The sequence below is a fragment of the Alcanivorax sp. HI0007 genome, from assembly GCF_001635525.1.
In the GTDB taxonomy this organism is placed as follows: Bacteria; Pseudomonadota; Gammaproteobacteria; order Pseudomonadales; family Alcanivoracaceae; genus Alcanivorax.
Genome location: NZ_LWEJ01000114.1, coordinates 1 through 21,363 on the forward strand (window position 1 = coordinate 1; position 21,363 = coordinate 21,363).

17 protein-coding genes are annotated in these 21,363 nt (G+C 60.5%); 13 read left to right on the forward strand and 4 right to left on the reverse strand.

What is annotated here, in order from left to right; genetic code table 11:
- Nucleotides 1-246: 246 nt before the first annotated feature.
- The 7 genes from mltG (at nucleotide 247) to A3714_RS06475 (ending at nucleotide 7,588) form a co-directional block, all read left to right on the forward strand.
- The gene (gene mltG / locus A3714_RS06445; RefSeq protein WP_063510091.1) at nucleotides 247-1,305 is read left to right on the forward strand and encodes an endolytic transglycosylase MltG; all 1,059 of its coding nucleotides are present in this window, start codon (nucleotides 247-249) and stop codon (nucleotides 1,303-1,305) included.
- Entirely contained in the window at nucleotides 1,302-1,928 is a 627-nt protein-coding gene (tmk, locus tag A3714_RS06450; RefSeq protein WP_063510092.1) for a dTMP kinase, read from the forward strand. The genes mltG and tmk overlap by 4 nt, the downstream gene beginning before the upstream one ends.
- On the forward strand, nucleotides 1,919-2,926 hold the full coding sequence (locus A3714_RS06455; RefSeq protein ID WP_062816574.1) for a DNA polymerase III subunit delta': 1,008 nt from the start codon (nucleotides 1,919-1,921) through the stop codon (nucleotides 2,924-2,926). The genes tmk and A3714_RS06455 overlap by 10 nt, the downstream gene beginning before the upstream one ends.
- 90 nt (nucleotides 2,927-3,016) lie before the next feature.
- The gene (locus tag A3714_RS06460; protein ID WP_062816575.1) at nucleotides 3,017-3,364 is read left to right on the forward strand and encodes a PilZ domain-containing protein; all 348 of its coding nucleotides are present in this window, start codon (nucleotides 3,017-3,019) and stop codon (nucleotides 3,362-3,364) included.
- A gap of 183 nt (nucleotides 3,365-3,547) precedes the next feature.
- Nucleotides 3,548-4,339 carry a TatD family hydrolase gene (locus tag A3714_RS06465; RefSeq protein WP_063510093.1) on the forward strand — a complete coding sequence of 264 codons (792 nt, stop codon included), beginning with the start codon at nucleotides 3,548-3,550 and terminating at the stop codon, nucleotides 4,337-4,339.
- On the forward strand, nucleotides 4,336-5,670 hold the full coding sequence (gene rmuC, locus A3714_RS06470; RefSeq protein ID WP_063510094.1) for a DNA recombination protein RmuC: 1,335 nt from the start codon (nucleotides 4,336-4,338) through the stop codon (nucleotides 5,668-5,670). Before A3714_RS06465 ends, rmuC begins: the two co-directional genes overlap by 4 nt.
- A gap of 280 nt (nucleotides 5,671-5,950) precedes the next feature.
- On the forward strand, nucleotides 5,951-7,588 hold the full coding sequence (locus A3714_RS06475; RefSeq protein WP_063510095.1) for a trypsin-like serine protease: 1,638 nt from the start codon (nucleotides 5,951-5,953) through the stop codon (nucleotides 7,586-7,588).
- On the opposite strand, the gene A3714_RS06480 is transcribed toward A3714_RS06475, so the two are convergent.
- Both A3714_RS06480 and A3714_RS06485 read right to left on the reverse strand, forming a co-directional pair.
- Nucleotides 7,553-8,395 carry a hypothetical protein gene (locus A3714_RS06480; protein ID WP_063510096.1) on the reverse strand — a complete coding sequence of 281 codons (843 nt, stop codon included), beginning with the start codon at nucleotides 8,393-8,395 and terminating at the stop codon, nucleotides 7,553-7,555. The genes A3714_RS06475 and A3714_RS06480 overlap by 36 nt on opposite strands.
- 33 nt (nucleotides 8,396-8,428) lie before the next feature.
- Nucleotides 8,429-9,535, reverse strand: a complete 1,107-nt coding sequence (locus A3714_RS06485) for an aminotransferase class V-fold PLP-dependent enzyme (protein WP_063510097.1) — start codon at nucleotides 9,533-9,535, stop codon at nucleotides 8,429-8,431.
- Nucleotides 9,536-9,715: 180 nt separating this feature from the next.
- On the opposite strand from A3714_RS06485, the gene A3714_RS06490 reads away from it, so the two are divergent.
- Nucleotides 9,716-10,351 carry a TetR/AcrR family transcriptional regulator gene (locus A3714_RS06490; protein ID WP_082810820.1) on the forward strand — a complete coding sequence of 212 codons (636 nt, stop codon included), beginning with the start codon at nucleotides 9,716-9,718 and terminating at the stop codon, nucleotides 10,349-10,351.
- Entirely contained in the window at nucleotides 10,348-10,899 is a 552-nt protein-coding gene (locus tag A3714_RS06495; RefSeq protein ID WP_062816581.1) for a DUF1285 domain-containing protein, read from the forward strand. Before A3714_RS06490 ends, A3714_RS06495 begins: the two co-directional genes overlap by 4 nt.
- Before the next feature lie 157 nt (nucleotides 10,900-11,056).
- Here the strand turns inward: A3714_RS06495 and A3714_RS06500 are convergent, their stop codons facing one another.
- Together A3714_RS06500 and A3714_RS06505 are read right to left on the reverse strand one after the other, a co-directional pair.
- Complete coding sequence (locus tag A3714_RS06500) at nucleotides 11,057-12,763, reverse strand: bifunctional protein-serine/threonine kinase/phosphatase (protein WP_082850713.1); 1,707 nt, start codon at nucleotides 12,761-12,763, stop codon at nucleotides 11,057-11,059.
- Between the two features lie 35 nt (nucleotides 12,764-12,798).
- Nucleotides 12,799-14,268: a NarK family nitrate/nitrite MFS transporter gene (locus tag A3714_RS06505; protein ID WP_063509223.1), complete on the reverse strand. Its 1,470-nt coding sequence runs from the start codon at nucleotides 14,266-14,268 to the stop codon at nucleotides 12,799-12,801.
- A gap of 322 nt (nucleotides 14,269-14,590) precedes the next feature.
- Here A3714_RS06505 and nirB point away from each other — a divergent pair, with 322 nt between their 5' ends.
- Genes nirB through A3714_RS06525 form a run of 4 tightly spaced genes read left to right on the forward strand, consistent with a single transcriptional unit; the run spans nucleotide 14,591 to nucleotide 21,330 of the window.
- Nucleotides 14,591-17,119, forward strand: a complete 2,529-nt coding sequence (gene nirB, locus A3714_RS06510; RefSeq protein WP_063509635.1) for a nitrite reductase large subunit NirB — start codon at nucleotides 14,591-14,593, stop codon at nucleotides 17,117-17,119.
- 2 nt (nucleotides 17,120-17,121) lie between these two features.
- On the forward strand, nucleotides 17,122-17,466 hold the full coding sequence (gene nirD, locus A3714_RS06515) for a nitrite reductase small subunit NirD (RefSeq protein WP_062816585.1): 345 nt from the start codon (nucleotides 17,122-17,124) through the stop codon (nucleotides 17,464-17,466).
- A gap of 22 nt (nucleotides 17,467-17,488) precedes the next feature.
- Complete coding sequence (locus A3714_RS06520) at nucleotides 17,489-18,721, forward strand: NAD(P)/FAD-dependent oxidoreductase (protein WP_063526799.1); 1,233 nt, start codon at nucleotides 17,489-17,491, stop codon at nucleotides 18,719-18,721.
- Complete coding sequence (locus tag A3714_RS06525; RefSeq protein ID WP_063508844.1) at nucleotides 18,718-21,330, forward strand: nitrate reductase; 2,613 nt, start codon at nucleotides 18,718-18,720, stop codon at nucleotides 21,328-21,330. Before A3714_RS06520 ends, A3714_RS06525 begins: the two co-directional genes overlap by 4 nt.
- Nucleotides 21,331-21,363 lie beyond the last annotated feature (33 nt).

Genomic DNA, 21,363 nt, shown 5'->3' on the forward strand with positions numbered 1-21,363 from the left:
CAATGGCAGTGGCCGGTGCTGGATTCAGTGTTGCAATTGCAACGCTCTGCCGACGCGCTTTTTCTGCCAGGATAAATCCGCGGGCAATCTGTGAGAGACAATCAGACGCAATCCGTCACTTGCCGACGAAAGCGCCTCTGAATGGTCTGGGCTTTCCACTCAGCTCCCTGTTATCCGCAGTGCTATCGTTACCACTTTGGCAAAGTATTTATTTCATTCGGCAACACAGGCCCTACAATTTCTCTCATGCGTAAAAAAATTCGAATTTTCGGACTGCTGGTGGTGTTGCTGGTGGTCGCCATTCCGTTGGCGGCGGCCTGGGTCAGCAGTTACCTGCATCAACCTCTGCCGCTGTCTGAACCCGAGGTGGTGGAGGTGCCCCGGGGAGCGGGGTTGAGTCGTGTGCTGCTTGGCCTGAAAAAGCAGGGTTTGCTGGGCGACGGCTATCCGGAGGAATTCCGGCGTCTGGGGGCACGGCTTTACAGCAGCCTGACCGACATGGATGGGCGTATGCATGTGGGGGAATACCGTCTGCAGCCCGGTGACTCCTTGCTCAGCCTGCTGGAAAAAATGGATCGCGGTGAAGTGATTCAGCGCAGTCTGACTCTGGTAGAAGGCTGGAACTTTCGTGAGCTGCGTGTGCGTCTGGCCGCTCAGGATACCCTGACGCATACCCTGGACAGTCTTACCGATGACCAGATCATGGAAAAGCTGGGCCGTCCGGGTCAGCACCCGGAAGGCTGGTTTGCCCCGGAAACCTACTTTTATACCCGTGGCACCTCGGATCTGACTCTTCTGCGCCGGGCCCTGGAACGACAGGAAGCACTCCTGGAAGAGGCCTGGTCACAGAGAGACGACGACCTGCCCATCGACAGCCCCTACGAGGCCCTGATCCTGGCGTCCATCATCGAAAAGGAAACCGGAGTGCCCGATGAGCGCCCGGAAATTGCCGGTGTCTTTACCAACCGCTTGCGCAAGGGCATGCGTCTGCAGACCGACCCCACGGTGATTTACGGGATGGGCGAGGCCTACGACGGCAACATCCGCCGTTCCGACCTGCGCCGGCCCACCCCCTACAACACCTATACGATTTCCGGGTTGCCACCCACGCCCATCGCCATGCCCGGACAGGAAGCCATTCTCGCAGCGGTACAGCCGGCGCAAACCGAATCCCTGTATTTTGTCGCCCGGGGGGATGGCAGCCATTACTTCTCGAAAACCCTGGCACAGCACCAGAAGGCGGTTCGCGATTATCAACTGCGCCGCCGGGAAGGCTATCGTTCCTCGCCGGGAGGCGCGCAATGAGGGGCCGCTTCATTACTCTGGAGGGCGGCGAAGGGGCCGGCAAGAGCAGCAATCTGGACTGGCTTGCGGAACGGTTGCGGGCGGCCGGCAAGACCGTGCTGATTACCCGCGAGCCGGGCGGCACCCCGCTGGCGGAAAGCATCCGCCATGTGCTGCTGGCGCCAACGGATGAAAAAATGGCGGATGACACCGAGTTGCTGCTGGTATTTGCCGCCCGGGCCCAGCATCTGGCAGAAAAGATCCGCCCGGCACTGGAGCGGGGCGACTGGGTACTGAGCGACCGTTTTGTGGATGCCACCTGGGCCTACCAGGGTGCCGGGCGCGGCCTCAACCGCGATGCCATAGCCCGCCTGGAGCAGCTGGTGGTTCGCGATACCCGACCGGATATGACCTTGCTGTTTGATGTGCCGGTGGAGGTGGGCATGGCCCGGGCCGGCAAACGGGCGGCGCTGGATCGTATCGAGCAGGAAGACAGCGCGTTTTTCGAACGGATTCGCCAGTGCTATCTGGAGCGGGCTGGCAACGAACCGGACCGCTTTCGGGTGCTGGATGCCTCATGTGATCTGGAGCAGGTCCGTACCCGGTTACAGCCATTGCTGGAGGAAATGCTTACGTGGAAGTAACCCGAGCCCGTATCCAGGTGCCTTGTCCCTGGCATCAGGACACCATGGCCCAGCTGCTGGACCAGCATCAGCAGGGGCGCCTTCCCCATGCGCTGCTGATCAGTGGTGCCAGGGGGATTGGCAAGTTACGCCTGGCCGAGTCTCTGGCGCAGACGCTGCTCTGTGAAAAACCGGCCGGTGGGTTGCCCTGTGGGCAGTGCCAGGGGTGCCAACTGAGCACCGCTGGCACGCACCCGGACCTGCACCGGCTCAGCCCGGAAGACAACAGCCGGGCCATCAAGATCGATCAGGTGCGTAAACTGGTCGGGTTTGCCACCCGCACAGCCCAATACAGCGGCTACCGGGTAGCAATCGTGGCACCCGCGGAAGCGCTCAACCGCAACGCCCAGAATGCCCTGTTAAAAACTCTTGAAGAGCCTGGCGGGCAAACCTTGCTGTTGCTGGTCTGTGATCAGCCGACCCTGCTGCTGCCGACGATTCGCAGCCGCTGTCAGCAGCGTATCCTGCCGCTGCCGCCTTATGAGCAGGCGCTGGAATGGTTACAGAATCAGGTGGGGGAGAGTGCTGGCCCGTTGCTGGATGCGGCCCAGGGGGCGCCCCTGCGGGCCCTGGCCCTGGAGCAGTCGGAGTGGTTTGCCGACCGGGCCCGTTTGCTGGAAGTCCTGGTGTCGGTGGCGGAAGGCCGCCAATCCGTGGCCCAGGCCTCGCCGATCTTGTCCAGGCATGACCCCACGGAAATGGCCGGGGTGATCTACGGCTGGTTGTCCCGGTGTCTGCATCAGGCCTACTCCGGGCAGCAAAGCGCGGATCCGTCACTGGCGCCGTTGCTGGCCCGATTGTCCCGGGCGGTGCCACCGGCCCGTCTGCTGCGGGCGGCTCAGCGGGTTCTCGAGGGTCGGCGGGCGTTGATGTCCGGGGCCAACCCCAACAAGGATCTGCTCTACGAACAGTGGCTGCTGGTGCTGGTGGGCGTTGACGCTGCGGCAGCAGCCCACTAATCTTTACCCTATTAATAATAAAGTCTTACGGGTTGTGGCATGTTGCTGGCGCGTTTGTCTCCAGCCCGTTTGTGATACGAGGCACCCCCTATGAAAATGCCCGGCGGCCGCAGCGGCATCCTGTCGCTTTCCATCAAGGACAAGGCAGTACTGTATTCCGCTTACATGCCTTTTATCACCAATGGCGGCCTGTTCATTCCCACCGACAAGCAGTACAAGCTGGGCGAGGAAATCTTCCTGTTGCTCAACATCATGGATGAGCCGGACAAGATCCCGGTGGCCGGCAAGGTGGTCTGGATCACCCCCAAAGGGGCCCAGGGCAATCGCAGTGCCGGCATCGGCGTGCAGTTTTCCGATCAGGACGACACGGCCCGGGTGACCATTGAAAACCACCTGGCCGGCTCGCTGGAGTCTGATCGCCCGACCCATACCATGTAGGGTGTCGGACCTCTGACGTCGAAAGCGGCAAAAGCCTGAAACCGCATTCAAGCGCTTCGCAGATCAAAAGCGGCAATTTCCCGGTGGGTATTGCCGTTTTTTGCGTCAGGCCCCTGTCCCCGGACGTCGTGCGTAGGGTCTGTCTACGCTACAATGCCCGCGTTTGTCATGCCGGAGCACTGAATGTCTGACGTCGCTTTTGTGGATTCCCACTGCCACCTGGATCGCCTCAATCTGGACGCCCATAACGGGGATTTTGACGCCATGATGGCCGCCACCGCCGAGGCCGGCGTGAGCCACATGTTGTGCATCGGGGTGGATCTGGAAAGCTTTCCGGATGTGCAGGCACTGGCCGAGCAGCACGACCATGTGTTCGCCAGTGTCGGTGTGCATCCGCTGTACAAGGAATCCCGCGAGCCCCAGGTCCAGGAACTGGTGGAGAGGGCGACCCATCCCAAGGTAGTGGCGATCGGTGAGACCGGGCTGGATTATTTCTATGCCAAGGAGCAGCGGGACTGGCAACAGCGCTATTTCGTTGCGCATATTCAGGCGGCCCGGGAAACGGGGTTGCCACTGGTCATCCATACCCGTGGCGCCAAGGACGATACGCTGGCGTTGCTGAGAGAGCATGGTCAGGGGCAGGTGCGCGGTGTGCTGCATTGCTTTACCGAAGACCTGGACATGGCGCAGCAGGCCATCGAACTGGGGTTCTATATTTCCATCTCTGGGATCATCACGTTTCGCAATGCTGAAAGCCTGCGTGACACCGTCAAAGCCTTGCCGCTGGAGCGGCTGCTGATCGAAACCGATTCTCCCTGGCTGGCCCCGGTACCGTTCAGGGGCAAACCCAACGAGCCTCGCTATGTGGCCCAGGTGGCCGAGTGTGTGGCCGAGCTGAAAGGCATTTCCGTGGACGAACTGGCGCGGATTACCCGCGATAACTTCTTCACTCTCTTCAACAAGGCGCAACCATGAACCCGAATCTGATGCTGGGGCTGGCAGCGCTTGGCGGCGCGGTCTTTGCGGCATTGCTGGTGCTGTTGATGGAGCGTCGTCGCAGTGCTGCCCGGGAAGCGGAACTGGTAAGTCAGAAACAGGCCCTGTCCGAGCCCCTGGCCCAGGTGCCACTGCTGCGTGAGCAGCTGGAAACCAGTCAGCGCCGTTTGCAGGACAGTGAGTCCCGTCTGCAGCAGCTGGCCTCGGACAAGGCGCGACTGGAAGAACGGTTGGCCGGGCAGGAAGAGAAACTGACCTTTGCCGAAAAGAGCCGCGAACAGCTCAAGCAGGAATTCGAAAACCTGTCCGCGCGAATTTTCGAGCAGCGGGGCAAACAGCTGCAGGAGCAACAGCAGCAGGGCCTGGACGGCATGCTCAAGCCATTCCGTGAGCAGCTGGCAGACTTCCGCCGCCGGGTGGATCAGATCCACAGCGATGAAACCCGGGCCCAGGCCTCGTTGATTGAACAACTGAGCCAGTTGCGCAGCCTCAACCAGCAAATGCACGAGGACGCCCGTAACCTGACCGATGCCTTGAAAGGGCAGGTGAAGACCCAGGGGAACTGGGGGGAAATGATCCTTGAGCGGGTGTTGGAATCCTCCGGGCTGACCCGTGGGCGCGAGTATGAAACCCAGGTCACCCTGAAAGACGACAGTGGCCAGCGCCGTCTCCCCGATGCCATCGTTCATCTGCCCGAGAACAAGGATGTGGTGATCGATGCCAAGGTCTCTCTGGTGGCCTATGAGCGATTGTCATCAGCCTCCACCAGCGAAGAGCGGGAACAGGCCCTGCGAGATCATCTGATGTCCCTGCGCAGTCATATCAAGGGCCTGGATATCAAGGATTACAGCGGCCTGGAAGGTATTCGCAGCCTGGATTTCGTGCTGCTGTTCATTCCCATCGAGGGGGCCTTCATGGTGGCCATGGAGCAGGACTCCAGTCTCTACACCGATGCCTTTGCCCGCAATATCGTCCTGGTCAGCCCCACCACCTTGCTGGTCACGTTGCGGACTATCCAGAACATCTGGCGTTACGAATACCAGAATCGTAATGCCCTGGATATTGCCGACCGCGCCGGAAAAATCTGTGACCAGGTGTCCCTGGTAACGGAATCCCTGGACGACGTTGGCGACAAGCTTGCCAAGGCAACCTCCTCCTGGGAGCAGACCCGCAAGCGCCTGACCACGGGTAACGGTAATCTGTTGCGTCAGGCCCATCAGTTGAAAGATCTGGGTGCCAAGGCGCGACGCAGCCTGCCGTCTCCGGAAGAGGACGATGACGCAGGCGTGCAAGACGACCGTACCGACTGACGGGTCAGTCGGACAATCCGGTGTGAAACTTGTAAAAGCTTGCATTCATATAAAGCGTTTTGCATTATAAAAATGTGCATTAAAAATAAATGCAAAATGACGCGATCTGTCGCTAAATGCGACAAAAATAGCCACAAAATGACTGGACTGGGTGGTCATTTTTAACGATCTTCTGGCACCTGGGTGCCATCGTTCTAATATCAGAACCAGGTCACAGGTATAAGGCAAATTCCTTAGTTAGTATCGGTTGCGTAACGAAACGCTAACTGAGGGTAATTTTATGTATCGTTTGATGGTCTCCTTGTTGCTGGGGGCAGGTCTGGTTCAGACGGTATCGGCGTTGGATGCCCAGCCCCGGGTGGTCGGGGGACAGGATGTCACACAGGTGCGGCCGTGGATGGCCGAGGTGGAAATCAGCCGGTCCGGCAATCCCGCTTACACGTCGACACTGTGTGGCGGCACCCTGATTGCCCCCCGCTGGGTGCTGACCGCAGCTCATTGTGTGGATAACGTGCAGGCAAACATGCTGTTTGTTTCCCTGGGCAGCGTGAACCGCAACACAGCTGCAACCCCCGAGCGGCTGGCGGTTACCGATCTGCAGCTGCATCCGGCCTACAATGCTGCCCAGTTCCATAATGATCTGGCCTTGCTCCAGTTGGCGTCTCCCAGCCGGTTTGCACCGCTGGATATGGCCAAGCCCCATATCGTTACCGGGCTTGCCGCAGGCAGCCACGATGAGGTTCTGGAGGTGCTGGGCTGGGGCTCCACCACGCCGGATGGCTATGCCCTGACAGACACCCTGCAAAAGGCGGATCTGGACTTCGTGCCGCAGGACTATTGCGCCAGCCAGTGGAGTAGCCTGACCAATAATCAGATCTGCGCCGGTGAGATGAACCCAAAGGGCCAGAAACAGGATTCCTGTCGGGGTGACAGCGGCGGCCCGCTGGTTTATCACAACGAAGACCAGCAATGGTTGGTGGGCGTCACCAGCTATGGTCATGAAACCTGTGCCACCAATGGTGTGCCCGCGGTCTATACCCGTGTCGACCGCTACTTGCCCTGGCTGGAGGAAACCACCTCCGGTGGGCTGGTGGACCTGCAGGCCGAGGGCCTCAACGGTGATCAGTACCGCAACACGGGCAGTTCGGTGACCCTGTACCCGCGCATTGCCAACACCAGTACGCGCACGGATGCACGCAATGTGGGCCTGCGTATCGAGCACAAGCCCGGGCTGTCCGTATCGGTGCCGGGCCTGTCCTGTCGCACCTACACGGGGTATACCGATTGCCGCAACAGCCTGTTCCTGGCATTGGGGCAGAGCAGCGGCAGCTATGCCATGACCCTGAAGGCCTCCAGCCGCTGGGCCGATCAGGTACGGGTAAGTCCGATCAGTGATGCCTACGATTACTTCAGCCTGCGTAGTGAAGCGTTCAATCTGGTCTTCAGCAACGAGCCCAATGTGGTGCTTAGCCTGACCTCCAACCGGGGTAGCGACGGCCATGTGCGCGTCAGTGCCCAGGTTCGCAATGCGGCGACCCATGAGAGTGCTGCCCGGGTAAGAGTGAGTTTTGCATTACCCAGTGGTTGGCAGACCGTGCAGTTGACGGAAAACTGCAGCGGCAGCCGCACAGTTCAGTGCGGACTGGGGGATTTGTCTGCGGGCCAGTCCGCGGCGCAGCAACTGGTGCTGTCGGGTCAGGGCTATGATGCCATGACTGTGCAGGTGTGGACCGATAACGGGGATTTTCCCACCGGCGATAGCAAGGCCTATACCCGCCCGGCGCAAGCCCGCAGTGCAAGCACGGCGCCCAGCACGGCGCCGGACAGTGGCGGTGGCGGCGGCGGTGGGGGTGGCAGCCTGTCGTTGCTGGCGCTGCTGGGGCTAGCCCTGGTTGCCGGTCGTCGGTTCTACCAATGACAGGTGCCGCTGGCGCTCCGGCGCCAGCGCGCCCTGGTTGCCTTTCCAGGGCACGGCATCCATTCCCCTGGGAATTTCCGTTAACTGGAAGGGGGCCTTGATGATCTCGAAGTAGGGGGAGTGGTCGAAATCGGCGGCGGTGATGGCCCGGGGCTGAAGCCGCAGTAGGCGGCTGCCGGCGCGATCTTCCTTGACCAGCGGCAGCACCGGGAATTGCACAAAGCTGAACGCATCGGCGACCACGGTGCCAGTCAGGGCCCGCACCAGCTCTCCGGCCCAGCGCCGGAAAATATTGAGGCGCCAACGCAGCGGCAGCCATCGCCACGGCATCAGGGTCAACAGTGCCAATGCCGCCCAGGACTGGCTGCCACCGGCGCCGATCCGGCTGATCGCATAGCGCAATACGTCCTGTGCTTCATTGTCACTGAGTCCCTGGGCCCGGCAGACACGGATCTGCCGGCCTTCCAGGGCAGACAGCGGTTCCACGATCAGCCCCCGTTCCAGCCGCGCATCAATCACCAGCTGGGTATCCGGTTCGCAGGGGGTGTAGTCCGCCAGCAGCGCGCGCAAGGCCGGGTCTGCCACGTCATGAAGCCGACCGATGTAAAGTACCGCCCGGGCAAAACGGCTGTCACCGATGACCTTGAAGGTACGGTCAACGTTGCTGTGGCCGGCTACCAGGAGTACGTCACAGGGTTTGATCACCGTACGCAGGCTGTCCAGGTCGGCACTGGGCTGGCCACTGAACGGCTCGTCCCGTTGCAGGCGACGGCAGATCCATTGGTAGAAGGCCAGTTGTCGACTCATGGTGACTCCGGGGATGAAAAGAAGCTCAGCAGCTTACAACAGGGCCAGGGCCCGGTCGATGACCGAATAGTCGGTATAGAAATGGGGTGAGAATCGTACTCCGCCGCCCCGTTCCGCACAGACCACACCGGCCTGGCGCAGACGCTGGAAGGTCTTTGCCGGCGTTTCCTCCGGCAAGCTGAAGGTGACAATGCCGGCCCGCCGCTGCGGTTCCGCAGGGCTGAGCAGAGTCGCGCCGCGCTTGCCCAGTCCGTCGATCAGTCGCTGCACCCGGTCCTGCAGGGCCGCGGCCACCTGGGCCATGCCTTCTTCCTCGAGCAGGGAAAGGGAGGCCTCCAGCGCATGGGCCCCCAGCATATTGGGGCTGCCGCATTCGAAACGGCGGGCATTATTGGCCACTTGCCAGTCGGTGGTGGTGTAATTCCCCGCATTGGCCACCATATGCCAGCCATGCTGGCGCAGGGTCAGCCGGTCTTGCACGTCCTGGCGGCAATAAAACAATGCCAGCCCCTCCGGGCCCAGCATCCACTTGTGACCATCCGCCACCACGAAATCTGCCTTTGCCTGTTCCGCGGAGAAGGGCAGCGCACCGAGGATCTGGATGGCATCCACACAGAACAGGATGTCCCGTTCCCGGCAGGCTGCGCCGATGGGCGCCATGTCCATCCGCAGACCGGTGCCATACTGCACGGCGGAGAGCGAGACCAGCCGTGTCCGGGGCCCCAGCGCATCGATGACCGCCTGTTCCGGCCGGGCCGTATCCAGGCCCACGGTAACCACCTCGACACCTTGATCCGCCAGCGCTTCCCAGGGAATACGGTTGGAAGGGAACTCCTGATCGCTGATCACGACCTGGTCACCGGCCTGCCAATCAATGCCCTGGGCAATCACTGATAAACCCTCGGAGGTATTTTTCAACAGGGCGATCTCGTCGGTGCTGACGCCGCCAATGAGCCAGGACAGGCGTTCGCGCAGGCGTTGCTCCACTTTCAGCCACTGGGGGTAATCACGGGCACCGATCTCACAGTTCTGACGGGCGAATTCCGCCACCGCATGGCGGCTACGTGCGGGCCAGGGAGCCACCGCCGCATGGTTCAGGTAAAGCAGGTCTTCACGGTGGGGAAATTCCGGGTGAGCCATGATGCCTCCATGCTGGGCGAGTGTGTCATGACGCTATGCTAACCCCTGTGGTATTTCCATCAATACAAGCCTGTGTTTATAAAAAGGGAATACGTTAGAATTGCGGGAGTTAGGAGCCTCTGATCAGAGGTTTCTCAAACCGTCCTTACGTCTGGTATGACGGGTTCGAAGGAGAAATTGATGGGTGACCTGGAAAAAGCCACGCGCAAGGCGCAGGAATTTCGTCAACGGGAGCGACAGATTCTCGATGCAGCCCTTGAACTGTTTCTGGAAGAGGGCGAAGACCGTGTGACCGTGGAAATGATTGCCGACCGGGTCGGTATCGGCAAGGGCACCATCTACAAGCACTTCGAGACCAAGAACGAGATTTACCTGTTGCTGATGCTCCGTTATGAGGAGGATCTGGCTGAGGTGTTCCAGAGCATTTCCGGTGGCGACGACAAGGAGAGACTGGCGCGGGAGTATTTCCGTTTCCGGATCAGTGACCCCAAGCGCTACCAGTTGTTCGACCGCCTTGAGAACAAGGTGATCAAGGATCATGCCCTGCCGGAGCTGGTGGACAAGTTGCATCGCATTCGCGAAGCCAACTTTGCCCGCCTGACGGATATCGTCAAGGCGCGCATTGCCGAAGGCTCCCTGGAAGATGTGGACCCGATCTATCATATCTGCTCCGCCTGGGCGCTGGCCCATGGTGCGGTGGCGTTGATGGAATCCCCGTTCTACCAGAAGCTCATCGATGACAAGGACGACTTCCTGGATTTCCTTATCGAGATCGGCATCCGCATGGGCAACAAGGGCCAACGGGGGCCGCGATGAAACAGGCGGAAGAACTGCTGGCACTACTGGAGAAAGCGGACAAGGATGAAAGCGGCCTGCCGCCGGTGCACCAGTGGCAGCCGGAGCGCCATGCGGATATCGACATGCGTATTGCCCGGGATGGCACCTGGTACTACCAGAATTCCCCCATCCAGCGTGAACGCATGGTGGCACTGTTTTCCACCATCTTGCTGCGCGAAGGCGATGACTACTTCCTGATCACCCCGGTGGAAAAACTGCGCATCCAGGTGGACGATGCCCCCTTTGTGGCGGTGGAAGTGCAGCGCGTGGAAGAGGGCGGGGTCAACAAACTGGTCTTCACCACCAATGTGGGCAGCCATGTGGTCGCCGGCGATAACCATCCCCTGCGGGTGGAAACCGACCCGCAAACCGGCGAACCGTCACCGTATCTGCTGGTCCGGGAAAACCTGGAAGCCCTGATCGGACGGTCCGCGTTCTATCAGCTGGTGGACTGGGCGGTTGAGGAAAACGGGAAGCTGTTTGTGGAGAGCAACGGTCGGCGATTTGAGTTGGGCAGCCTGGGATAATTAATAGTTAATAATGAATAATTAATAGCTGCGCGATAAGTGTGTCGTCGTAACAGAAACGCATGAGGCCGCGCCCAGGATATGGGCGCGGTCTCATGCGTTGCACACAAGATCATCCGGTATCGCGCGTTATTAATTATTAACTATTCATTATTAATTATCTCGTCGCGACACTAATCAGCAACAACACTCCCAGCACAATACTGATTCCTTTCCAGATGCGCAGTTGCCGGATGTCGTTGTCGATGACCGGTTTGCGGCTGCGTACCGGGCGGCGCAGGGCATCGCGGAATTCGGCGGCATCGGTGAAGCGTTGTTTGGGTTGGTGTTGCAGGGCGATCTGCAGCACGTTGTTGATCCACAGCGGCACGAAGGCGTTGTGGCCCTGCAGGGGCGGAAGGGGTCGATGGGCGGACTTTTCGTAGCGGCCCTGCCAGGGCAGCGATCCGGTGAGCATTTCATGAATGATCACCGCCACGGAAAACAGATCGCTCTGTTCGCTGGGGGCGACGCCATCCAGCAGTTCCGGAGCGCTGTAATCCCGGGTGCCAAGGGGGATGCCGGCATTGTGTTGCTCCATGCCGCGACAATGGCAACTCCCGAAATCCACGATGCGAACCAGCCCGCGGGTATCCACCATGATGTTGTCCGGCTTCAGGTCGCCATGGATCACATCGGCCCGGTGCAGGGCGCGGACCCCGTTGAGCAACTGGTCCGCCAGATACAGTTTTTCTTCCACGGCCACATCCGGATGTTCCTTCAGCCACTGTTGCAGGGTGACGCCGTCAATGAACTCCAGATGCTGATACAGGCAGCTGGGGTTGTCCGGCAGCGGCAGGGTGTGCAGCAGGTGGGCATTGCGCAGTCGCTGGCCCACCCAGCCTTCCATGACAAAGCGCTCCAGCGCATCCCGGTCATCTTCCAGGTTTACCGACGGCGTCTTCAGTACAGAGGGTTTGCCACTGTCATCCTCCACCAGATACAGATGGCTGCGCACACTGGCGTAAAGCTCCCGCTTCACGGTGAAACCGTCCAGGTGGATACCCGGGCTTAACGGGGGCGGCAACGGCAGGCTGCCGCGCTGGCGCAGGGCTTCGTCGGCGCTGGCGTCCGGCAGGCCATCCACCTGCAGTACCTGACAGCTCAGGTTGTCATCACTGCCACTGGCCAGGGCCGCTTCCACCAGGCTGCGGGCGGCCACCTCCGGCTGGCCACTGGCGCGGACGATGCCCTGCATGCGGGAACGTGACAGGAAACCGTGGACCCCATCACTGGTGAGCAGGAACACATCGCCCACCTGCAAGTCGCTGCTGCTGTAGTCCACATCCAGGCGGGTATCGCCGCCCATCACCCGCGTAAGCACCTGACGGTTGTCACCGATGATACGGCTGTGGTCCCGGGTCAGGCATTCCAGTCGCTCATTGCGTAGCCGCCAGATGCGGGAATCCCCCACCTGAAACAGATGCGCCGTGCGTGAGCGAAGAATCAGCAATGACAGGGTGCAAAGGTGGCTCTCGCCGGCCATGGTCTGACGGCAGAGCCAGCGATTGAGCGCTTCCAGCACCCGCTGTGCAGAGCGCGGCACACTCCACAGCGCTGGCGTTGCGTAGTAATCATTGATGAATCCCAGTACGCAGGACTCCGCGGCCTCCCGGGCGGCACCGGCACTGGACAGGCCATCGGCCAGGGCGGCCACAATACCCTTGGTACGTAACAGTGGGCCCTCGGGGATCTGCATGGCCAGGGCATCCTGGTTATGCAGCTTGGGCCCCGGATCGCTGTATTGGCCGATGCGAACCTGCGGGTGCAGGTCCGGTTCGACGGTGGCTTCCGGAGCGGTAGCGGTGGCGCTGGCTACATCCATGATCAAAACTCCTGTGTATGACGTGGCGGAGAGACTCAGCCCACCTCAATAAGCTGAACGTCGCCTTTTTCGTCGATTTCCGCAATATGCCCCTTGGGTTCATCCAGAAACTGCACGGCGGCCAGGGCCACGGCTGCGCTGGCGGCAATCACCAGGAAGAAGGTGGACGGATCCACAAAGGTCAGCACGGTCAGGAAGATCACGGCGCCGGCATTGCCGTAGGCACCCACCATACCGGCGATCTGACCGGTAAGGCGGCGCTTGATCAGCGGCACGGTGGCAAACACGGCCCCCTCGCCAGCCTGCACAAAGAAGGAGCAGCACATGGTCGCAATCACCGCCAGGGCAATGGGCCAGCTGCTGCCGATCTGGCTCATCAGGCCGTAACCCACCATCAGCCCGCAGAGCAGGATCGCCAGGGATTTTTTGCGCCCGAACTTGTCGGAGACCCAGCCGCCACCGGGACGAGCGACCAGGTTCATAAAGGCATAGCCGGAGGCCAGCAGACCGGCGGTGACCGCGCTCAGGCTGAAGGTATCGGTAAAGAACAGCGGCAGCATGGACACCACTGCCAACTCGGAGCCAAAGGTCACCATGTAGGCCAGATCCAGAATCGCCACCTGCTTGAAACTGTAGCGGTCGTGTTCAGGAACCCCTTCCTTGAGGTGATCACGGTTGACCCGCCAGGCCTGACCGAGCTGTATCACGGCCAGGCTGATAATCAGTGCTGCCAACAGTAACTGGGTGGTCTGGCCAAATAGATTCAGGTTGGTGGGGCCCAGGCGCCAGACGATGACGAGCAGGGCAATGTACAGCGGCAGGCTCATGGCCAGATAAAAGAACAGGTCCTTCTTGCTGCTCACTTCCAGGGCGCTGGCTTTCTTCGGCTTGAAGTAGGACGCCCCCTGGGGCGTGTTGCGTGCCCGCCACAGGAAAAAGGTGCCATAGAGGAAGGCCACGGCACCGGTGGTGGCAATGGCCCAGCGCCAGCCGTTTTCGCCGCCATAGAGGAGAGCCAGGGAAGGCAGGGTAATCGCCGCGGCAGCGGAGCCGAAGTTGCCCCAGCCCCCATAAACGCCTTCCGCGAGGCCCACTTCCCGGGCCGGAAACCACTCGCTGATCAGGCGGATGCCCACCACGAAGCCGGCCCCCACAAACCCCATCAGCAGACGGGTGACTGCCAGCTGTTCATAGCTGGTGGAAAGTGCGAAGGCCCAGCAGGGGAGCGCGGCCAGCATCAACAGTGAGCCAAACACCAGTCGGGGACCGAAGCGGTCCACCAGTGAGCCGATGATCACCCGTGCAGGAATGGTCAGGGCCACGTTAAGTATCAGCAACGCTTTTATCTGGTCCGGGCTCAAATCGAAGGCTTCCCGAAGGTGCCCCATTAATGGCGCATGGGAAAACCAGACAACAAAGGTAATAAAGAACGCCAGCCAGCTCAGGTGCAACAGGCGGATACGCGGCGCGGACAGGTTCAACAGATTCAGCTTTTGATCGCTCATGACTTCTCCATGCATGGGCGGTTAACGACGGGCTGATCTGAGCAACTCCTGTGCCACCTTGGTAAGTGACTGTTTTCAATAAAATAAAATGAAATGCAGCCGCAATAAGACAATCCCTGTGCGCAAATGCGGAGCGTTTTTGTGCCATGTCGGTGCACGGAAAAATGCATTTTTCTCGTGCATGAACGCATTAAAAGAAAGCAGTTTTTTTGGATTTATTGCCAGAAAAAACCAATAAATCTATTGGAAACATGGGGTTATCAAGTTGGCACAGGGCTTGCTCAGTGGTGAGTGTCAGTCATGCACCGCGAGGGTGAGCCTTATGGCAAAGCAACAACTTCTACTTATTGGCCACGGCATGGTGGGTCAACGTTATCTGGAGTCCCTGGTAGCCCAGGGTGGCCGCGAGCACTTCGACATTACTGTATTGTGCGCGGAGCCACTGCCGGCCTATGACCGCGTGGGACTAACCGGCTATTTCTCCGGCAAGACTGCCGATGACCTGTCGCTGGTGCCGGAAGGTTTCTTTGATCAGCACAACATCACGCTGAAGCTCAATACCAAGGCGGACGTCATTGATCGTGTCGCTCGTACGGTGACCACCCATACCGGCGAGACACTGGGTTACGACAAGTTGGTGCTGGCCACCGGTTCCTATCCGTTTGTGCCGCCGATTCCCGGTAACGACCGGGACAACTGTTTCGTCTACCGCACCATTGAGGATCTGGATGCCATTATCGCCGCCAGTAAGGATGGCAAGGTCGGCACGGTGGTGGGGGGTGGCCTGTTGGGTCTGGAAGCGGCAAAAGCCCTTCATGATCTGGGTCTGCAAACCCATGTGGTGGAGTTCGCGCCGCGCCTGATGGCCGTGCAGGTGGACGACTTTGGGGGTGGCCTGCTCAAGGACAAGATCCAGGAGCTGGGTGTCACTGTGCACACCAACACCGGAACCCGGGATATTGTCGACGGGGAAAGCTGCAAACATCGAATGAATTTCGGTGAAGACAGACATCTGGAAACCGATGTGATTGTGTTCTCTGCCGGGATTCGTCCCCATGACGAACTGGGTCGCGCCTGTGAACTGGACATCGGCGAGCGAGGCGGGATTGTGGTGAACAACCACTGTGTCACCTCCGATGACAACATCTATGCCATCGGTGAGGTGGCGCTGTGGGAAGGGCGCATCTTCGGCCTGGTGGCACCGGGTTACCAGATGGCGGAGATCGCGGCCGAACATCTGATGGGCAAGCAGGAAAAACAGTTCCTCGGTGCGGACATGAGCACCAAGTTGAAACTGATGGGCGTGGATGTGGCGTCCATTGGTGATGCCCATGGCAATACCCCCGGTTCGCGCAGCACCGTGTTCATGGATCAGACCGCCGGCATCTACAAGAAGGCGGTGATCAGTGAGTGCGGCAAGAAACTGCTCGGTGCGGTACTGGTGGGGGATGCCAACGACTACGGTAACCTGTTGCAGCTTTGTCTGAATGAGATGGACCTGCCCGGTGACCCTGCCGCCCTGGTGGCGCCGGTCTCTGATGGTGCGCCGTTGCTGGGGGCCGATGCCCTGCCTGACAGCGCCCAGATCTGTTCCTGTAACAACGTCTCCAAAGGTGATCTGTGCGCGGCCATTGATGGCGGTGCCATGACCGTTGGTGACCTGAAATCCTGCACCAAGGCCTCCGCCACCTGTGGCGGTTGTTCGGCACTGGTGAAACAGGTACTGGACAGCGAACTGGAAAAACGCGGTGTGGAAGTGAACAACCACCTGTGCGAACACTTCCCGTATTCCCGTCAGGAAATCTATCACCTGGTGCGAGTCGGTCAGATCACCACCTTTGACGAACTGTTGGAAAAACACGGTAGCGGTGACGGCTGTGACATCTGTAAACCCACGGTCGCCTCGGTGTTGGCGTCCTGCTGGAACGACTACGTCTTGAAGAAGCCCCACGCGGGCCTGCAGGACACCAACGACTACTTCCTGGGCAACCTGCAGCGCGACGGTACCTATTCCGTGGTACCCCGTGTGGCCGGCGGCGAAATTACTCCGGACAAGCTGATCGTGCTCGGTGAAGTGGCCAAGAAATACGACCTCTACACCAAGATCACCGGTGGCCAGCGGGTGGATCTGTTTGGTGCCCGCGTGGAGCAGTTGCCGGATATCTGGCGCACCCTGGTGGATGCCGGCTTTGAAACCGGCCACGCCTACGGCAAGTCCCTGCGTACCGTGAAATCCTGTGTCGGCTCCACCTGGTGCCGCTATGGGGTGAAGGATTCGGTCGGTACCGCTATTCAGGTGGAAGAGCGTTACAAAGGTCTGCGCAGTCCCCACAAGATCAAGATGGCGGTCAGTGGCTGTACCCGCGAATGTGCCGAAGCGCAAAGCAAGGATGTGGGGGTGATCGCCACCGAGAAAGGCTGGAACCTGTATGTGTGCGGCAACGGCGGCATGCGCCCGCGCCATGCGGACCTGTTCGCGTCCGATCTCTCCGACGAAGCACTGATCAAGACCATCGACCGTTTCCTGATGTTCTACATCAAGACCGCCGATCGCCTGCAGCGCACCAGCGTCTGGCTGGAAAACCTGGAAGGCGGCCTGGATTACCTGAAGCAGGTGATTCTGGAGGACTCCCTGGGTATCGGTGCCGAGCTGGAAGCGGAAATGGCACACGTGATCGACACCTACCAGTGTGAGTGGAAGACCACCATCGAAGACGATGAAGCGCTGAAACGTTTCAAACATTTCGTTAACGATGACAGTGCCGATGACAATCTGAAATACGTGCGTGAGCGGGGTCAGCGTCGTCCGGCCTATGAGCATGAACGTATCGAACTGGTCGAGGAGGCATGAGCATGAACAGTTCTGTAGCCGTGCAGTGGCAAACCGTCTGCAAGCTTGATGATGTACTGCCGGGCACCGGGGTGGGCGTCCGTCTACCCGGGCGCCAGGCCGCCCTGTTCCGCACCCGCGATGGCAATCTCTACGCTCTGGATAATCGCGACCCGTTCAGCCAGGCCAATGTGCTGAGCCGGGGGATCCTTGGCTCCCTGGGCGACAAGCGCGTGGTGGCATCGCCAATCTACAAGCAGCATTTCGACCTGGAAACCGGCCAGTGTCTGGAAGACGAGGAAGTCTCCCTCACGGTCTATCCGGTTCAGGTGGAAGGGGACGTGATCAAGCTGGCCATCCCGGCCTGAACAGCACGAGGGCGATGCGGTAATGAAGCGACTGGTAGTCATCGGTAACGGCATGGCGGCGTGCCGCCTGCTGGAAGAGCTCACCCGCCTGGCACCGGATCTGTATCAGATCACGGTGGTGGGGGAAGAGCCCTTTGCCGGTTACAACCGGGTCATGCTGTCCCCCTTGCTGGGGGGCGGTACGGACGAGCAGACCATTACCACCTATCCCCACCAGTGGTATCGCGACCGGGATATTCGCCTTATCACCGGCTCGCCGGTGGTACAGATTCATCGCCATCGGCGACAGGTGATCACCGCTGCGGGACACAGACTCGATTATGATCGCCTGGTGCTGGCCACCGGGGCGGCACCGCGCCAGTTGCCGGTGGACGGTGTGGACCTGAAAGGCGTCATGAGCTTTCGTGATCTTCATGACGTCAGAACACTATTGTCCCTGCCCCCTGGCCGGGTGGTGGTGGTGGGCGGCGGGTTTTTGGGCCTGGAGGCGGCGGATGCCCTGGTGAAACAGGGGCACGATGTGACGCTGGTTCACAGCCGTGGCCATCTGCTTAACCAGCAACTGGATGAGGCGGCAGGCCATCGCCTGCAACAGGATCTGGAAGCCCGGGGGCTGAAGTTTGTCATGAAGGCCCGTACGCAAACCATCGAAGACAACGGGCGGGGCGCTGTCGCCGCCGTTCAGCTGGGCGATGGTCAGCGCCTGCCTGCGGATTATGTGGTCCAGGCGGTGGGGATCGTGCCTCGCATGGCACTGGCCGAACAGGCCGGTCTGACCGTGAACCAGGGGATTCGCGTCGACGATACCTTGCAAACGTTCGACCCGGCCATTTATGCCATCGGCGAATGCGTGGAGCATCGCCAGCGTACCTTCGGTCTGGTAGCGCCCCTGTATGAACAGGCGGCGGTCTGTGCCAGCCATCTGGCCGAGCTGGGTCACCGTCGATATCTGTATGCAGATAGCGCCACCCGGCTGAAGATTTCCGGCATCGATCTGGTCTCCTTCGGGGATTTCTCCGGAGAGGGTGACACCCTGCAGCTGAGTTTGCCTGGCAGTTATTGCCGCCTGCAGCTTTGCGACAATCGCATCACCGGCATGGTGTTGTATGGCAGCGTGGCCGAAGCCCCTTTCTATGAAAGCCTGTGGCGGAACCGCACGGATATCAGTGCGGTGCGTTCCAGCCTGCTGTTGGGGGAAGCCTTCTGCAATCTTCCAGCCCCTGGCGACGATAACCAGGAGAACCTTGCCGCATGAGTATTTGCACCACCTGTCCTTACTGCGGCGTGGGCTGCGGCATCAAAACCGATGGCATTACCCTGCAGGGTGACACGCAGCACCCGGCCAATGCCGGTCGCCTGTGTGTAAAAGGCTCTTCGGTACTGGAAACCCTGGGCGATCAGGATCGTCTGTTGCAGCCGCAGGTCAACGGGGAGGGCGTCTCCTGGGATCGGGCCCTGGATGAAGTGGCCGACCGTTTTCGCCGTATCGTCGAAGAACATGGTCCGGATGCCGTGGCCTTCTATGTGTCCGGCCAGTTGCTCACTGAAGACTATTACGTGGCCAACAAACTCATGAAAGGGTTTATTGGCAGCGCCAACATCGATACCAACTCCCGCCTCTGCATGAGCAGTGCGGTGGTTGCCCACAAGCGGGCTTTTGGCGAAGACGTGGTGCCCGGTTGTTACGAGGATCTGGAGCTGGCGGACCTGGTGATTCTCACCGGCTCCAATACCGCCTGGGCGCACCCCATCGTGTACCAGCGCATCGCTGCCGCCAAACAGGTGCGGCCGCACATGAAAGTGGTGGTGATCGACCCCCGCCGGACGGCCACCTGTGATCTGGCCGACCTGCACCTGGCCATACGTCCCGGCCAGGATGTGCCGCTTTTCAACGGTCTGCTCACCTGGCTGGATGATCACAATGGCCTGGACCGCGACTATATCCATGCCCACACCGAGGGGTTCGCGGCTACGCTGGCCACAGCACGGGAGCAGGGCAATGATTGGGCTACTCTGGCCGAGCAGCTGGGTGTCAGCCAGGAAGATCTGACCACTTTTTATGACTGGTTTGCCGCCTGCGACCGGACGGTTACCGTGTTTTCCCAGGGCGTTAATCAGGCCCGCAACGGTTCAGATCAGGGAAACGCCATCATTAACGCCCACCTGGCCACCGGCCGGGTGGGCAAGCCCGGCGCCAGCCCGTTTTCCATCACCGGCCAGCCCAATGCCATGGGCGGTCGCGAAGTGGGGGGGTTGGCAAACCAGCTTGCCGTGCACCTGGATATTGATAACCCGGAACACCACGCAGCCGTGGCGGATTTCTGGCAGACCGACACCCTGGCCACTGAAAACGGCCTCACTGCGGTGGACCTGTTCAATGCGGTGGAAAGCGGTCAGGTAAAAGCGGTGTGGATCATGGCCACCAACCCGGTGGATTCCCTGCCGGAAGCGGATCGGGTGCGTCATGCACTGATGGCCTGTGACACCGTGGTGGTCTCCGACTGCGTGGCCAGCGGCGACACCCTGGCTTGCGCCGATATTCGCCTGCCCGCCCTGGGCTGGGGGGAGAAATCCGGCATGGTGACCAACTCCGAGCGGTGCGTGTCACGGCAGCGTCCGTTTGTGAAAGCCCCGGGTGATGCCAGGGCGGACTGGTGGATTATCAGCGAAGTGGCCCGGCGCATGGGCTACAGCTCCGCGTTTCCCTACCAGCACGAACATCAGATTTTTGCCGAGTACTCGGCGCTCACCGCCTTGGCGGGCAGATTTGGCAAGCGGCTGGATATGACTGCTGCCGCGGACCTGAGCGCCGACCAGTATGAGCAATGGCAGCCACAACAGTGGCCCTTGCAAGGGGAGCCTCGCTGCTTCGGCGACGGACACTTCGCCACGCCGGATGGTCGTGCCCGTTTCGTGGTCTGCGAGAATCCCAACGTCCACCGGATCGGTGATGCCTTCCCGATCATTCTCAACAGCGGCCGTATCCGCGACCAGTGGCACACCATGACACGTACCGGCCGCGCCGGACGTCTGTTTGCCCACCTGAGCGAACCGTTTGCGGCCTTGCATCCCAACGATATTGAACGTTACCGACTCAAGGAAGGCGGCTTTGTACGCCTTGCCAGCAAGGTCGGTGACGCCCTGGTGCGGGTCACCAGCGATGCCGGGCAACGTCCCGGCACCGCCTTCATGCCCATGCACTGGACCGATCAGTTTTCTCGCCGTGCCCGGGTGGATGCCCTGGTACCGGCACGTCTGGATCCGCATTCCGGCCAGCCGGCGTTCAAGCATACGCCGGTCAACGTCAGCGACTGGCAACCCCGCTGGCATGGCTGGTTGTTCACGGCGGCGCCCCCTCCCGCCGTGGAGTACTGGGCCCGAGTTCCCGTCGATGCATTTTTGCAGGCGGGCCAGGTACAGCGCTATCGGCTGGCCGGCGATGCGGACCTAACCGAACAACAGCTGCACGACTGGCTTCCCGACGCCGCTCAGTGGCTGGCACTCAACGACCCTGCCACCGGACACTTCCGTCGCGCCGCCCTGGACAGCGAAGGTCGATTGCTGGCATGGCTGGCCATCGGCGATGAACTGCCGCTGTGCGATGTGGAATGGCTGGCCAACTGTTTCGCTGACGAGGCAGACACCCCGCACCTGGCGCTGCTTGCCGGCCAACCGGTGGATGCCGGCCCTGACCTGGGACCCGTGATCTGCAGCTGTTTTCAGGTGCGCGAGAAAACCATTCAGGCCGCAGTGGAAGAGGGTGCAGACAGCGTGGAAGCCATCGGCAAAGGCTGCCAGGCCGGCACCAACTGCGGCTCCTGCATCCCGGAACTGCGTGGGCTGCTGGAAAGCTGCAGCGTTTGATGGAGGGGCGAGTTGCGAGGTACGAGATACGAG